The sequence below is a fragment of the Sphingomonas sp. SORGH_AS_0879 genome (assembly GCF_030819175.1).
Lineage (GTDB): Bacteria > Pseudomonadota > Alphaproteobacteria > Sphingomonadales > Sphingomonadaceae > Sphingomonas.
In genome coordinates this window covers 97,198-113,184 of sequence record NZ_JAUTBJ010000001.1, presented here as the reverse complement: position 1 = coordinate 113,184, position 15,987 = coordinate 97,198, and the positions used below count along the sequence as shown (strand labels likewise).

At 65.5% G+C, this 15,987-nt stretch carries 6 protein-coding genes and 5 pseudogenes; 3 read left to right on the top strand and 8 right to left on the bottom strand.

From position 1 onward, the window contains the following. Together QE379_RS00505 and QE379_RS00500 are read right to left on the bottom strand one after the other, a co-directional pair. Window positions 1-844: pseudogene (locus QE379_RS00505) on the bottom strand (IS3 family transposase); the annotation flags it as partial. 48 nt (window positions 845-892) lie between these two features. Beyond that, window positions 893-1,596, bottom strand: a pseudogene (locus QE379_RS00500) (IS3 family transposase); the annotation flags it as partial. Between the two features lie 38 nt (window positions 1,597-1,634). On the opposite strand from QE379_RS00500, the gene QE379_RS00495 reads away from it, so the two are divergent. Both QE379_RS00495 and QE379_RS00490 read left to right on the top strand, forming a co-directional pair. Then, complete coding sequence (locus QE379_RS00495; RefSeq protein WP_306996810.1) at window positions 1,635-1,856, top strand: GFA family protein; 222 nt, start codon at window positions 1,635-1,637, stop codon at window positions 1,854-1,856. A 458-nt stretch (window positions 1,857-2,314) separates the two neighbouring features. Then, entirely contained in the window at window positions 2,315-2,848 is a 534-nt protein-coding gene (locus tag QE379_RS00490) for a helix-turn-helix domain-containing protein (RefSeq protein ID WP_306996808.1), read from the top strand. On the opposite strand, the pseudogene QE379_RS00485 reads toward QE379_RS00490, so the two are convergent. From QE379_RS00485 to QE379_RS00470, 4 genes and pseudogenes are all read right to left on the bottom strand, one after another. Continuing rightward, window positions 2,812-2,961, bottom strand: a pseudogene (locus QE379_RS00485) (IS481 family transposase); the annotation flags it as partial. The gene QE379_RS00490 and the pseudogene QE379_RS00485 sit on opposite strands and share 37 nt — an antisense overlap. Next, window positions 2,962-3,750 (bottom strand): annotated as a pseudogene (locus QE379_RS00480) (IS256 family transposase); the annotation flags it as partial. It lies immediately after the preceding pseudogene. Between the two features lie 128 nt (window positions 3,751-3,878). Continuing rightward, complete coding sequence (locus QE379_RS00475; RefSeq protein WP_306996816.1) at window positions 3,879-9,380, bottom strand: autotransporter-associated beta strand repeat-containing protein; 5,502 nt, start codon at window positions 9,378-9,380, stop codon at window positions 3,879-3,881. Further along, window positions 9,283-12,828 carry a hypothetical protein gene (locus QE379_RS00470; RefSeq protein WP_306996806.1) on the bottom strand — a complete coding sequence of 1,182 codons (3,546 nt, stop codon included), beginning with the start codon at window positions 12,826-12,828 and terminating at the stop codon, window positions 9,283-9,285. Before QE379_RS00470 ends, QE379_RS00475 begins: the two co-directional genes overlap by 98 nt. Before the next feature lie 524 nt (window positions 12,829-13,352). On the opposite strand from QE379_RS00470, the gene QE379_RS00465 reads away from it, so the two are divergent. Further along, window positions 13,353-13,988, top strand: a complete 636-nt coding sequence (locus QE379_RS00465) for a transposase (protein WP_306996804.1) — start codon at window positions 13,353-13,355, stop codon at window positions 13,986-13,988. 130 nt (window positions 13,989-14,118) lie between these two features. On the opposite strand, the gene QE379_RS00460 is transcribed toward QE379_RS00465, so the two are convergent. Both QE379_RS00460 and QE379_RS00455 read right to left on the bottom strand, forming a co-directional pair. After that, window positions 14,119-14,856, bottom strand: coding sequence for a hypothetical protein (locus tag QE379_RS00460; protein WP_306996802.1), 738 nt, complete (start codon window positions 14,854-14,856; stop codon window positions 14,119-14,121). A gap of 24 nt (window positions 14,857-14,880) precedes the next feature. Beyond that, window positions 14,881-15,564: pseudogene (locus QE379_RS00455) on the bottom strand (IS3 family transposase); the annotation flags it as partial. Window positions 15,565-15,987 lie beyond the last annotated feature (423 nt).

Here is a 15,987-nt window from a genome sequence, read left to right as displayed (position 1 = left end):
GCAACCGCGCGCCACGAGATGATCTCGCGGTCATGGGCGTCGATGATGAAGGCACCGCGCACGACCTCACCGTTCCAGCAGGTGAACTCGAAGCCGTCGGAGCACCAGCGCAGGTTCGAGCGGATCGTCACTACGACGCCGTCATGCCCATAGTCGGCTCGCTCGGCGTAGCGCCGCGCCAGCAGCAGGCGGTCCGCCGCCATGATGCGGTAGACGCGCTTGTGGTTGACCGGCGCAAGTCCTTCGGCGCGCCGCTGCCGATTGAGGACCGCCGCGATGCGGCGGTAGCCGTATGTTGGCCGTTGCGCGGCGATCTGGCGAATGCAGGGCAGCAGATCCGTGTCGTCGGCCTTGGCGTACGGCCCGCGCGTCCTGGTGGTTCCCGTCAGGCGGTCGTACACCGTCGAACGCCCGACCCCGAGCGTGCTGGCGACCAGGCTCACCGGATAGTCTCCGGCAGCGGCGAGTGCATGAGCAAGCTCGCTTTTTTTGGGCGCGAGCGCTCCAGCGCCTCCTTCAGTATCTCGACCTCCAGCGTCTTGCGCCCGAGCTGGCGCTCCAGTTCGCGGATGCGGGTTTCCATCTCGCGGACCTGCCGGTTGCTGGTCACGTCGTCGTCGCCGGCAACTGCAACGCTCCCGCCTTCCAGCATCAGCCGCCGCCAACGGTACAGCAGGTTCGGCGCCACGCCGTTGCGGCGCGCCACCACCGATATGCTCTCCCGACCATCGAGCGTCTCCTCGACGATCCTCAGCTTCTCGGGCGTGCTCCAGTGACGGCGACGACCGCCGTCGGTGATGATCTCGGACACGGACATAAGCCTATGCTCAGGGGATAGCCCCAAGCCTCCTTCCTAGGCTCAAATCCGTCCGGTCGAAATGGGGGCCAGTTCACATTCGCGCGTGACGTCATCGACGATGTTGAGCACGCGGAACCGACGGCCGGTCACGAGCTGGTCGTGGACGAAGTCCAGACTCCAGCGCTGGTTGGGAAGCGCCAGCACTGACGCGGGCGCACGGCTGCCTGTGGCGCGCCTTCGTCCCTTCCGGCGCCTGACCGTCAAACCCTCCTCACGATAGAGCCGCTGGGTCTTCTTGCGGTTGATCGTGATGCCGTCCCGGCGCAGCAGGATGTGCAGACGCCGATAGCCGAACCGTCGGCGTTGCTGCGCCAGCTCGCGCAGCCGCGACCGCAGGTCGCCATCATCCGCCCGGCACGAGCGATACCGCATGCTCGTGCGGTCTGCCCCAACGACCGTGCATGCCCGCCGCTCGCTCATCCCCAGCGTCGCCTGGAGATGCGCGACCGCTTGCCGCTTCGCGGCGGGCGTCACCACTTTTTTGACAGCAGGTCTTTCAACCCCGCATTGTCCAGCATCGTGTCCGCCAGTAGCCGTTTGAGCCGGGCGTTCTCCTCTTCGAGCGACCGCAGGCGCTTTGCGTCGGATACCTCCAGGCCGCCGAACTTCGCCTTCCACGCATAGTAAGTCGCGCTCGACATCCCGTGCTTGCGGCACAGCTCCGTCACCACCGCACCCGCCTCGGCCTCCTTCAGGATGCCGATGATCTGCTCTTCCGAAAACTGCTTCCGCTTCATTCCGTCCGTCCCTTTAAGGAGACGGTCTCTACTTCCAGTTGGATGAAGAAACGGGGGTCACGTCACGCGGCTTCTGCACGAAGTGCGGAACGACGCTGTTTTCCGAACGCCTGAGCGCCGGCACCATAGGGTTGTCGATGGGAAGCCTCGACAGGCCCGAGTTGTTCGAACCGACCGAGCATATCTGGACTTCCAGCAAACAGGCGTGGCTCATTCTCAACGATGGCAGGCCACAGTATCCTGAAGGACCGCCCGCATAGAAGCTGGCCTGACCTTCCCGAAATCGAAGGTCGGGTGAGATTCCGGGCCACCGACCGTCCGGGCCGCGCGCTTCCAAGACGAATTTCCCGAAATCTGTTCCCGATTGCCTTTTCCCGAAATGCGCCATCGGACATGGAGTTTCGGGAAAGGGCGGGTCGTCTGAAAACCGGCGTGACCGAGCCCGCTGCTGGCGCAGCGGGTCCGGGGTTAGGAGCCGAGGGGTGTCGCATCAGCGGGGGCAGCGCTGCGCTGCTTGGATGGCTCCACGCTGCCCCCGCTGCTACCAGACGGTGTCATTTCTATCTGGCGACGATTATGTCTTTTCTAAATTGCGGGAACAAGGAGTGTAAGCACCAGATACAAATGACACCACTCTGCTAGATAGAAATGGCACTGCCGGTGCTGTCAGCGGGTCGCCGGTGTCATAGCCTTCCTCGGCAACGAGGACGCGCATGGTATGACGGTGCTGACGATGAGTGCTGCAGAGATCACCCGGTTCGACACGTTGATGCGGGTCGACCGCGGCGAGATCCGGATCCCGGACGCGATGGAACTGCTGGGCCTCCAGCGGCGGCAAATTTACTGGCTGCTCCGCCGTCTTCGGCAGGAAGGCGCTGCGGGCCTCGTCTCGCGCAAGCGCGGGCGGCCGAGCAACCGGCGCTTTAGCGATGCCTTCCGCGCCGAGGTGGTCGCGCTGGTGCGCGAACACTATGCCGACTTCGGCCCGACGCTCGCGCGCGAGTACCTCGCCGAGCGCCATGGTCTGGGACTGTCGTGTGAAACGCTGCGACAGATCATGATGGAAGCCGGCCTCTGGAAAGACCGCGCAGCTAGGCGCCCTCGCCCCTATCAGCCCCGCTACCGGCGCGACTGTCGCGGCGAGCTGGTCCAGGTCGACGGCTCAAAACATTGGTGGTTCGAGGAACGCGGCCCGCAATGCACGCTGCTGGTGTTCATCGACGACGCCACGAGCGAGCTGAGGCTTCGATAATAGGCGACGGCGGCGTGAAGGAAGGCGATGGCGCTTTCCTTCTTCTCGTCGGCGAGCACCTGGCTGAAGGCGATACGCGAGTTGTCGTCGATGGCGACGTGGACAAATTCCCATCAGATGACGAACCGCTCGCCGAAGACGACGGCGAACTGGGTTTTTGCCTCGGACCACTCGCGGGGTGGACGCTTCCACTCCTGAGCGGCGGTGTTGAGCACGAGGTATAGCAGCTTCATCGCGGCATCGTCACCGGGGAAGTGTCCGCGGGCCCGCACCGCCCGGCGTAGTTTGGAGTTCAGCGCCTCGATGGCGTTGGTAGTGTAGATGATCCGGCGGACGCCCTCGGGAAAGGCAAAGAACGGGATCACCTGATCCCAATGGCGCCGCCAGCTCTGCGCGATCGCGGGGTAGCGTTTGCCCCAGGGACCGGCCTCGAAGGCGTCCAGCGCCGCCAGGCCGGCCTCGGCGGTTTCGGCCCGGTAGACGCTACGGAGCGCCTGTGCGACCGGCTTGCGGTCCTTCCACGACGCGAAGCTCATCGAGTTGCGCAACAGGTGGACGATGCAGGTCTGGACGAGCGTCTGCGGGAAGGCTGCGTTGATCGCCTCAGGAAACCCCTTCAGGCCATCAACGACGGCGATCAGGATATCGGCGACGCCGCGGTTCCTGGGCTCGTTCATGACTCGCAGCCAGAATTTGGCACCTTCGGTCTGCTCGATCCAGATGCCGAGGATGTCCTTGGTGCCGTCGGGCAAAATGCCGAGCGCAATGTACACCGCCTTGTTGCGGACGAAGCCCTCGTCGCGGATCTTCACCCGGATCGCGTCGAAGAACACCAGCGGGTAGCAGGTGTCGAGCGGGCGGCCCTGCCATTCCGAGACGGTTTCCAGCACCGCGTCGGTCAGCCGCTTCAACCGGACATTCTCTTCCTCCAGCACCTTCAAACACCTACGCCCGTTGCTTCCCATCGAGGAGGCAACGGGCGTCAGTTTTTCCAGACCGGTCGTGGCCTCGCCCGACCGGTTGGATCGCATCAGAAGCGGAAGCGGACGTTCCCGCCGATGCGGTAGCTTTCGTAATTGCCCGCGCTTGCGTCCAGCCCGATCCGCACGCCCTGACCGACGTCGACCTGTGCGCCAACCCCAGCGTTGACGCGGTCGCGCGCCAGCCCCGGATTGGTCATGGTCACGCCGATCGGGTCGATCGCGCCATCGGCCGTGATCGGGGTCAGTCCATTCTTGAATTCGTGGACATAACCCACCTTCACGAAGGTCAGCGCGTTCGGGGTGACCGAATAGCCGACCTGCGCGTTCAGGCGGCTGATCGCACTGTCGCGACGCTGGCGACGGATGTTGAACAGATCCAGCCCCGCCTCGCCGCTTTCCGAGAAGGCATCGACCGTCTGGCTGATGCCCAGCACCTCGGCCGACCCGCTCAGCACGGCGCGCCCGAACGGCTTGTAGTAGCCGAAGCCGCCACCATAGACGAAGCTGTTCCCGTCCACCGAATGGAAGCGCGCAGTGCCGCCGATGACGCCACGCGTGCCGCCAGCCTTGTAGGTGCCGTAGGCGACCCGACCGATCAGGCGCAGCGCCTGGTCGCCCGTCAGCGGCGCGGACACGCCCAGCCCGAACTGCTCGCCATTCAGCTTGGCGTTCATGTTCGTGCTGCGGAAGCCGCCTTCCGAATGCGCATAGCTGATATTGGCGCGCAAGATCGACAGGTCGTGGCTGACACCGATCTGGTAGGTCGTGTCGCGGAAGCGGTTATGTGCATAACCGTCACGCTCCAGCCCGCGCAGTTGTCCGCCATGGATGTCGCCGGTCATCGCGCTCTTGCCCGGGGTGAGCGTGTTGTAATCGCTCACCTCGACCAGACCGTCGATCATCGACGCGCGCATCCCGTCGCTGATGCCCGCATAGGCATCGGGCGACCAGCGTGCGAAGCTGGCCTGCGTCGCGTTGCGTCCGCCTGCGACATTGGCGGCCAGCGACTGGAGGAGGTTGCCACCATAATATTGCGGCACCCCGCCGGTTGTCTTGACCAGCATCGCGGCCAGTGCGCCCTTCTGGCTGGCGGTAATCGCGGTGGCATCCGACAGCGTCTGCGGCGTGTAGGACCCCATACCGATCACGGCGCCGTTCGACAGGTTGAAGGCCAGGTTCTGCCCGAAGTTCGCCTTCGTCACCGAACCGAACGACCCGCTGATCGCACCCGGCTTGAACTGGAAGATCTGGATCGCGGTGCCCAGCGGCAGCTCGTAGCTGTTCGCGGGGACGCTCTTGTCCAGGGCCAGTACCGAGGTGCCCGACAGCGCCAGCTTACCCGTCACGACGATACGGTCATACCCGTTCGCAACGCCCGGCCCGGCATTGCCGTCGATCTGCATCGCGGCCACCGCATTGTCGCCGAACGACAGGTTCGCGAAGGTCATGACGCCCGGCGAGTTACCCGGTGCGACCACGCCCTTGCTTGCGCCGCCCACGATCGTCGAACCACTGACCGAGCCGTTGCCGGTGAGCTGCCCACCGCCATTGACGAGGGTGGTGGTGCTGGTGAGCTGACCGGACGTCGAGCCGGCGGTGTTGAGTGCCAGCCCGTTGCCGAGGTGCAGCGTGCTGTTGTCGGTGACCGTCGTGATGGTCGCCGTCGCGGCACCCGCCAGATTGATCCGGCTGTTGGATGCACTCAGCGTCTGAGTGGCCAGCGTCGTGGTGCTGCCGACGTTCAGCGTGCTGCCCGGCTGCACTGCGAAGGTGCCGCTGGACACGGTGCCCGCAGTGTTCAGGTCAAGCGCGCCCGAGGTCAGCGCGATCTGCCCGGTGCCGTTCACCTTGCCGGTGAAGTTGCCGCCGGTGGCCAGCGTCAGGGTGCTGGCCCCGATGTTGAGCGTACCCGCGCCGGTCAGGTCGCGGATCGTCTGGTTGGCCTGCAGCGTCAGCGTGGCGGGCGCCGCGACGGACACCGTTAGCGCCTTGTCCAGCAGCCCGGCATTGACGACAGTCAGCTGCCCCGCCTCGATCGCCAGCGACGTCGGTGCGAAGCTGTCAACCGCGCCAGCCAGCGTCAGCGTCGCCGAACCTAGTTTGGTCACTGTACCGGTGCCCGCGATCACACCGTTATAGGTGCCGTCGACCGTCTGGTTGATGGTCAGGCGGTTGGCGTTGATCGTGATCGTGCCGCCCGCACCCGACAGCGAGCCGGTCGACATCGCCCCGTTCGCCGTCAGCGAACCCGCATTCTGCTGGTAGGCACCCGCAATCGTCAGCGTGTCATTGGCGACGATCGTACCGCTGTTGACGAGGCTGCCCAGCGTCGGAGCCGAACCCGCCGCCAGCGTCATCGTACCGCCGCTGGCGTTGCTTACTGCGCCGCTCACCCCGAACATCGAGGCGGCGGTGACCGTCCCGGCGTTCGCCAGGCTGGCCATCGACGCCGCGCCATTCAACGACAGCGTTGCATTTGCCGCGTTCGTGACGGTGCCACCCGCCGCGAAGGTCGAAGCCGCAGTGGTTGACCCAGTGTTGGTCACGTCGCCCAGCGCAACGAAGTTGGCGTCGAACCGCGCGGTCCCGCTGTTGGTGAGCGTGCCGACACGATAATTGGCGTTGGCGGTGAGCGAGCCAGCGTTGGTGACGTTGCGCACCATGTCGGCGGTGCCGACGGTGTAGCCCGCACCCTGCGCCACCGTCACGTCCAGCGTGTCGGCGAAGGTGCCGCCGCCCGTCGTGTCGACATTGCCTGCAGCGATCGTGAAGCTGCCGGTGAAGGTGTTCGCGCCAGTCAGGACCAGCGTGCCCGCACCCGCCTTGGTCAGCATCCCCGCACCGGCGACGATGCCGGCATAGGTGCTGGTGCCCGACTGGTCGATCGTCAGCGCCGACATATTGGCCAGCGTGACGACGCCGCTGGCGTTGCCCGTAAAGGTCGAGGTGTGGAGCGTGCGATTACCGGTCACCACGGTCTGGCCGTTGTTGACCGTCCCGCCAGTGGTAGTCAGATCGGCGTTGAGCGCCACCAGACCATCATTGGCGAGCGTGGCGATCGTCTGGTCGGCCTGTACCGACAGTGTACCCGGCGCCGAGACGGCCACCGCCAGTGCGTGGCCGAAGATGTCCGCGTTCGCGGCGGTCACCTGGCCCTGCGCCACGGTCAGCGAGCTCGGCGCGATGCTGTTCGCCGCACCCGCCAGGGTCAGCGTCGCCGCACCGGTCTTGGTGAGCGTGCCCGTGCCCGACAACGTGCCGGCATAGCTGCCGTCGACGCTCTGCTTGACCAGCATCTGCGTCGCGCCGTTCAGCACGATGTCACCACCCGCACCCGACAACGTGCCGGTCGCGATATTGGCGTTGGCGGTCAGCGTGCCGGCGTTCTGGGTATAGCCGCCCGCCACGGTCACTACGTCGTTGGCGACGATCGTGCCCGCGTTGGTCAGACTGCCCAGCATCGGCGCCGAAGTGGAGGCGAAGGTGATCGCGCCGGTCGCGGCATTGTCGACTGCCCCCACGACGACCAGCGAATGCGCCGCCTTGACCGTGCCGGCGTTGGTCAGACTGCCGAACTGGCTGGTCCCACCGTTGGTCATCGACAGCAGCGCGTTCGCCGCGTTGGTGACGTCGGTATCGACGACCAGCGCGCCCGCCGCATTGACAGTGCCGGTGTTGACCAGCTTGCCCATCACGCGACTTGCCGAGGTGGTGGCCAGGTCGAGCTGCCCACTGTTCGTCACGTCGCCTCTGGTGGCAAGGATCGCATTGACCTGCGCCGTGCCGCTATTAATCAACGACGCCGCGCCGTAATCGGCATTGGTGGTCAGCAGGCCCGCATTGGTGACGTTCTGCACGATGTCGTTTGTGCCGACCGTGTAGCTCGCCCCCTGTGCCACCGCGATGTCGAGCGTATCGGCCAGTGTGCCGCCGCCCGTCGTGTCGATGCCACCTGCGTCGATCGCGAAACCGCCGGTGAAGTTGCTGGCACCGGTCAGCGTCAGCGTACCCGCGCCGATCTTGGTCAGCGCGCCTCGACCGGTGACGATACCGGCATAGGTGCTGGTGCCCGACTGGTCGATCGTCAGCTTCCCCGCTTCGGCGACCGCGACCACGCCACCGGCATTGCCCGCGAAGGTCGAAGTGTGGAGCGTCTGCGTGCCCGTCACCGCGATCCCGCCGTTGTTGACGGTGCCGCCGGTGGTGGTCAGGTTCGCGTTGAGACGCGTCACGCCGTCATTGACGAGCGTGGCGATCGCCTGATCGCCCTGTACCGACAGTGTACCCGGCGCCGAGACGGCCACCGCCAGCGCTTGGCCGAAGATGTCCGCGTTCGCGGCGATCACCTGGCCCTGCGCCACGGTCAGCGTGCTCGGCGCGATGCTGTTCGCCGCACCCGCCAGCGTCGACGTCGCACCACCCGTCTTGGTAAGCGTGCCCGTGCCCGACAGCGTGCCGGCATAGCTGCCGTCAACGTCTTGGTTCACCAGCATGTGGCTGGCGCCGTTGAGCACGATGTCACCACCTGCACCCGACAACGCGCCGGTGGCGACATTGGCGTTGGTGGTCAGCGAGCCGGCATTCTGGGCATAGCCGCCCGCCACGGTCAGTGTGTCGGTCGCGGTGATCGTGCCGGCGTTGGCGAGGCTGCCCATCCTGGCCGCCGCGCCCAGCGCGATCGTACCGGTCGCTCCATTGTCGACCGCATTCGCCACCGTCAGCGCCGAGGCGGTGGTAACCGTACCCGCGTTGCTCACGCTGCCCAGCCAGGGGGTCGAACCAACATCCAGGTTCAGCGTGGCGTTCTGGGCGTTGTCGACCGCACCGGTGACGATCAGCGCGTGATTCGCGAGCACGAACCCGGCGTTCGCCAGGCGCGCGAACTGCGTCGCACCGCCGCTGTACAGCGTCATGCTCGCATTCGTCGCATTGGTAACCGTGCCGTCGACCAGCAATTGGCCGCCGACATGCATGACGCCCGAACCGGTGTTCGACAGCGCGCCCTGCAGATGTGCGACCGCCTGGTTGCCGATCTGCAGTTCGCCACCGTTCGTCACGTCGCCGGTCGCCAGGAAGGCGTTGTCGACGCGCATGAAGCCGCTGTTGTTCGCCGCCGCGACGCCGAACGCCGCGTGGGCGATCGTGACACCCGCGTTGGTGAGGTTACGGATCGTATCAACCGTGCCGACGTGATAGCTGGCGCCCTGCGCGACCGAGACGTCGATCGTATCGGCAAAGGTGCCGCCGCCCGTCGTGTCGATCGTACCCCCGTTGATCGCCAGCCCGCCGGTGAAGGTGTTGGCGCCGGTCAGCGTCAGCGTACCCAGCCCGGCCTTGGTCAGCGTGCCCGCGCCGGTGACGATACCGGCATAGGTGCTGGTGCCCGACTGGTCGATCGTCAGCGATCCCGCCGTGCCATCGACACCGCCCAGCAGCACGCCGCCGCTGGTGTTACCCGTGAAGGTTGGCGTCTGAAGCGTTTGCGTACCGGTGACGGTCAGCAGGCCATTGTTGGCGACCGCACCCGAGGCGGTGATCGCGCCGTTCATCGCCCAGCTGGCATTGTTGGTGACGATGCCAGCCGTCAGGTCGGCGTTCTGCAGCAGCAGGCCAGCCTGATCGTTCAGGATGTTGCCGGCCGTGGTCGTGCCGTTGAACACGATCCGCCCGGTGTTGCTGATACCGCCGGTGCTGGCGCTCGAAGCGAAGCGGATCGTGCCGGCGTTCACGATCGCGGCGGTGCTGACCGCGGCATCGGCGAGCAGCATGCCCTGGCTGGCGACGGTGACGGCGTTCAGCTTTTCGGCATTGGCGAGGTGCAGCGTGCCGCCATTGACGGTGGCATAGCCGCCGATTGACCGCATCCATCAACCGACCCGACAGATCGTTCAGCTTAGTCGAAACCGCGCCGCTGTTGACGGTGATGCCGCGCAGCGTGTTCTGCCCGGTCAGGTACAGGCTGCCGCTGTAGTTGGTGCTGTTGGCGGTCAGGAAGCCGTTGGTGACATTGCCGGTCAGCAGCGCGAAGTCGCCGGTGCTGCCGAGATTGTCATAGACGGCGACCTTGCCGTCCAGCCCGTTCAGGTTGATGTTGTTCATCAACCGCACCGCGCCGGTCGCGTCCACGGCGTCCGATCCGAACACCAGGGTGTCGGCGGTACGCACGAACCCTCCCGAGTTCCACGTGAGGTCCTGCCCCTGACCGCCGTTCAACGAGCCGAAGTTGAGCGTCAGGCCGTTGGCGAGCGCGGCGAAGCCGCCGCTGCCCCCTGCGGTGCTGGTTACGTCGGTCCACGACACCTGGTTCGGCTGAACGCCGACGCGACGCGTCACCGTACCCGAGGTCAGGAGCGTGCCGGCATTGGCCGTCGCCAGCTCGGTCGAGCCGCCGATCGTGCTCTGCCCCTCGAACAGGATGTGGCTGTTGGCGTTGATGCCCACGCCGTCATCGGCACGCAGTGTGCCGCCCTGCAGGCGAGTGTTGCCGGTATAGGTGTTGACGTTATTGAAGCGGACGAGGCCGCCACCCGCGATCGTGATGTCGGCGCCATAGCCTGCCGCGATCGACGTGTTGCCGATGCTGGCCGCGCTGTCGTCGGCGATCGTGCCGTTGAAGGTGATCGTCTTGCCCGCGCCCGGTGACAGGATGACGGTCGAACCGCGCATGATGAACAGGTCGCTGCCCGCCGCACCGCCGGCCGCGCCGCCATTGTTGCTGGAACCGCCCAGCGCCGCATTGCCGTCGAACAGCGCATTGCCGTTAATCTGCAACGTACCGCCGTCGCGCACGAAGATTGCGCCACCATAGCCGGAGCCGCCGCCGCCGCCCTGGCCGTTCGAGGAGCCAACACCGCCACCGAATCCGGCTGCGCCGCCCGCCCCCGCCGCGCCGTCTAGGCTTTGCCCGCCAGAGCCACCCGCACCGCCAGCACCGCCCGAGCCGCCGCCCGCGCCGAAGCCGCCGGCACCGCCGGCACCGCCCGCGCCGCCGGCACCGCCGTCGGTGATCGACAACGCGCCCGCGCCGCCCGAGCCGCCCCCGCCGCCGGCACCGCCGCCGAAGAAGGTCGCGCCCGCACCGCCGGTGCCGCCCGCACCACCGGCGCCGCCGAACGCGACCTTGCCGTTAGCCATGTCGATGTTCCACGTCACCAGATCGGCGATCGACTTGGCGAGCAGCACGCCCGCGCGCGCGGTCTCGACCGCCAGCGCCGCCGACAGCGCCGCGCCCGGCGGGAAGGTGGCGAGCGCGCCCGCGACCTCCGCGGCCTTCAGCCCGACCTCGATGCCGTTATTGACGGTGTCGATCACCATCGCGGTGTTGACCGGCTTGCCGCCGCTGCCGGCGCCGCCCGAACCGCCGTTGCCGCCCGCCGCGGCGGTGCCCGCCCCGGCGTTATAGCCGTTGGTGCCGACCGAACCCTCGCCATCGTTGAGGATCGCGTTGAAATTGCTGCCGGTGCGCCCGCCACCACCGTCTGAACCGACCGTCCCGGTCGACACGATCGCGTTCATCGAGCCACCCTTGACCAGGTTGGCGACCGCCGGGTTGATGACATAGGTGACCGTGTTGCTCTGGGCGTCGATCGCGGTGACGACCGCATTGGCCGGGATCGCCCCGTCACCCGACAATACCTGTCCGACCTTCATCCCGCTGATCGACACAAGCGTCACGGTGCGCGCGTTGGTGTCGATGCTGGCGACCGGGCTCAGCGTTATCAGCATCTTGCCCTTGCTGATCGCGTTCAGCCCTTCGCTGCCGATCGTGCCGCTCAGCGTGATCGTGCCGTCGCCGTTGATGGCGGTGATCGTCGTGCCGTCGGCGATGCCCTGACCACTGATCTTCTGGCCGACACGCATCCCGTTGGTCGAATTGACCTTCACCACGGCGTTACCGCTGTTCGACACGATGGGGTTCGACGCCGCCTTCAACGAGGTGACGGTGTTCAGGTCGACCGCGTTCGACAGCGTCAGCGCACCGGTCGCCTCGTCGATCGCGGTGACGGTGGTGCCGGCGGGAACGCCGTTGCCGGTCACGGTCATCCCGACCTCGAACCCGGCCAGGGTTCCGCCCGACGGGGGGGTGATGACGTTGGACACCTGCGGGGTGATCGAGGCGGCGAAGCGCGTGATGTCGAACTGCGTCGCCGACGACACTGCGACGTTCAACGCACCGGTCGAGCCGTCCGACAGCGTGAAGCTCTTGACCTTCTGGTTGCTGTCGTAGGTGACGTTCTTGACGGTTACGCCGGCGCCGACTCCATTGCCGTACACCACCGAACCCGGCAGCAGTTTGGCGGCGTCGATCGTGCCGGGAGTGACGTAATAACCCGCCGGGTCGCCGTTCGCGGGGGCCGCCTGATAGGAGGCGGTGATGACGCTGCTGGAGTCCAGCGTGTACGGCTGCGCCAGCGAGACGTGTTGCTTGCCATCATTGTCGACGGTGACCGCGCTGATCGTTGCGCCAATCGCGCCGCCGCCCATCGCGACGCCCGCGCCGACGCCGATCAGCGAATTCTCATTGTCCAGCGTGAAGCCGGTGATGCGCAGGTGGGTGCCGTCGTAGCTGGCGGTCACCTTCGGGAAATACAGCTGCACCGCGGCCGCATCGGCGCTATTGGTGGCCAGCGAAAAGACCTTGGGCGCGACCGAGAAGATCGGCGCCCCACCGCCTTCGCCGCCCTTGGTGGTGTTGCTGGAAAAGCTGACATTGTTGAGCGTCAACCGTGACCCGCTGTCGATGAAGAACACGCCGCCGAAGCCGCCACCGCCGCCCGAGCCGGCTCCACCTTCGGTGTTGTAATTGGTGTAGACGGTGGTTTGGCCATCGCTGCCGATCGTAGTGGTGGACGGCAGGACGGTCGGATTTGCCCCGGCCGAAACGTTGGCGGAAACGATGAAGCCTTTGCCGCCCGCGCCGTCATTAACCACAGTCGTGGTTTGCGCCTGCGCGCCGGCCCCCCCGATCGTCGCCATTGCGAGCGCGGTCGATGCCAACAATTTTACCCGATTTTTCATGTGACTTAACCCCCCGATATTACGCAACACGAAGCATGAACCGCCTCTTGCCTAGCATATGGCACCGGGCGATACTATATTTGAAATTCTTAATTTCGTGTGTGCATGCTCGCTGAAATTATATCAGAAATATTGTAACCAACTATTTCATGGTGATAACGACATTTGTTTAATGTTATCAAACACAAGATAATCTTTTTAACGATAGAGTGTGCGGAATGTTTGCATTTTAATATGTGGGGATCAGGACCCATTGATGTGATGGCTTCGATCTGATCCGGGCTCCGCGAGGAGGCTGGCATGAGCGACCTGTTTTGGCTGACGGACGAGTAGATGGAGCGGCTACGATCGTTCTTTCCCTAAAGCCACGGCAAGCCACGCGTCGGTGACCCGCGGGTCCTAGGTATTCAGTCCCGGCATCTGGTGGATCGGGTTAACGATGAACCGGTCATCGTGTAATTTGTGACTGCTTCCTCGGGCTGGCTGAGCGGCGCACCTTCTGGTTGTCGGACTTTAAGGAAGCGCGTGTCCGGCTCGACAACACCATCCGTGGCCTCTGCGCCACCTTCGGGATCAGGCCGGGAACCGGTCAGGGTGAGCGGTTCCTTGCGCGGGTGCAGGCCGCCGTCGCCATCCCGGGTCTTGGCGAGGCGGTGGCCTCGCTGCTCCGGGCGCGAGCTGGCCTGGTCGAGGAGATCCGCCAGATGGACCGCGAGCTCAAGGCGATCAGCGTTGCCTCTCCGGCCTGCCAGGCCTTGATGAGCATCCCGGGCGTCGGCGTGCAGACCTCGGCTGCATTCGCCGCTGTCATCGATGACGCCGGCAGGTTCAAGCGATCGCGAACGGCGGGGGCCTATTTCGGCCTCGTCCCGCGGCGGCACCAGTCGGGCGAGCTTGACTGGACTGGGCGGATCACCAAGCAGGGTGACGGCACCGTCCGCAAGCTCCTCCACGAGGCAGCGAACTCGATCCTGACCCGAACGCGGCAGACCTTCGCGTTGAAGCCCTGGGCGCTCAAGATCGCAAAGCGGCGCGGCCTCAAGAAAGCCAGGGTCGCGTTCGCCCGCCTAGGTGTAGGCGCTTGCACACGTAGCGTCGCCTGCTCGCAAACAGGGCCATTTTTTGCTCGCATTGACTGACAGCCAGTACGTTATGCTGCTCACACTATGTGACAATGTACTCGCCATCAGCTCCGTCTGCTCGCAAACGGCGGTGTCCTGCTCACATTGATAGCCTGCCGGCCAGCGCGTTTGGATCGTCGATCCGATGTCACGGCAAGCGTTCCAATTTCCTCAGTTGATCCGCTGCCGCGTTCCCCCACTCGGTGTTCCCGATTTGCCCGGTCAGGCGGTCGAGATAGTCGGAGAGCTGGGCAGCCTCATCTGCGCGCGCTTCGTCATTCGCGACCAGGCACGCCTCTTCCCATGCTATCCGCGCGAACATTTCCGGCGCGATCGTCCGGCTCGCGACGTCGAACAGCCCCAGCCAGCTTTGCTCGAAGCTGACCGTCTGCCATTGGTTTAGGAAGAACCATATGCCGAAGCGCAATGCTTCCACACCCAGAAAGCCTGTCCGCGCGGCATAGGCCGGAAAGACCTTCTCAGCCGCGAAGCTGTCGTGCTCCTGATCGACTGTCCGAAACCAGACCCGCAGGGCGGCTGCGCTCCCATTATCCAGCGTCGCGAGCGACAGCGCGGCTTCCGACAACGCGGCGGGCGCGTGGTCGTCGGTGCCGCTCATCAGCCTGTCACCGGGACACTCCGTGGCATGTCGCCGAGCCGCGTCGCCATAGGAAATCAGCAGATCCCGGAGAGCCTTAATCACCGGTTCGGCGTCGGCGACAGGCACGGCGCGGATCGTCTCGAAAAACTTGCGCTCGTTGAGACGTTTGCGACCGGCCTGGAACTGGAAGCGGAGCGCACCGGCGAACGTCACGTCGCTCAGCGGGTTTTCGGTGATGCGCCGCGTCATTTCGTCAATGACGTTCGCGAAATCGACGACGGACATACCCCCTGACGTGACCCCGGTCTTTCATCCAGCGGCAACCAGAGACCGACCGTGGTTTTCGCGCATAAGCGCAGGTGAAGCAACGGGCGGGGTTAACCCCGCCCGTTGCTGTTCGAGCCCGGCAGCGAAGGCTGCCGGAGTGGCGTAGCCGAGCGAGGAGTGCGGACGCTCGTTGTTGTAGTCGTCGACCCAGCGGGCCAGAATCGAGCGGGCCTGACCGATGGTGAAGAACAGCGTCTCGTTGAGCAGCTCGTCGCGCATGCGACCGTTAAAGCTCTCGACGAACCCGTTCTGCGTGGGCTTGCCCGGCGCGATGTAATGCCACTCGATGCGGGCATCGCCGGACCAGGCGAGCACCGCGTTCGACGTCAGTTCGGTCCCGTTGTCGCTGACGATCATCTTCGGCCTGCCACGCTCGGCGATCAGATCGGCCAGCTCGCGCACGACCCGCCGGCCCGAGATCGACGTGTCCACCACCGCCCGAAGGCATTCGCGCGTGACGTCATCGACGATGTTGAGCACGCGGAACCGACGGCCGGTCACGAGCTGGTCGTGGACGAAGTCCAGACTCCAGCGCTGGTTGGGAAGCGCCAGCACTGACGCGGGCGCACGGCTGCCTGTGGCGCGCCTTCGTCCCTTCCGGCGCCTGACCGTCAAACCCTCCTCACGATAGAGCCGCTGGGTCTTCTTGCGGTTGATCGTGATGCCGTTGTCAGTTTCCAAAGCCAACGTCAGCGGTTTGTCGAAGCCGATGTCAGCGCGCCCAACGCGGGGTCTTAGGCCACCCTTGGCCGCAGGATGAACTCCGCTCGCTCCCGCACCGAGGGTGATCGGTCTTGAAGAAGTGGCGTGGCGATTGCGGCGGCCTCGTTCGTACCGAGCAAATGCCGAATGACGCCCGTTAGTGCCACCTTCCGCACGGCCGCTGAGCGATCGGCGATGCCTCGCTCGATCAGGGCTTCTCTGGGCACGGCTACAGATAGCGGACGATGATCGAAAACCGGTATGCGGCGCCGCAGCCCCATAGATTTGTCGATCCACTGCCATGCGGTGCCGGTTGGCCATTCTGCTTTACCGTCGATCAGGGCACTGAGAGCTACAGCCCGGACGGAAGGCTGTACCGCCTCCCGA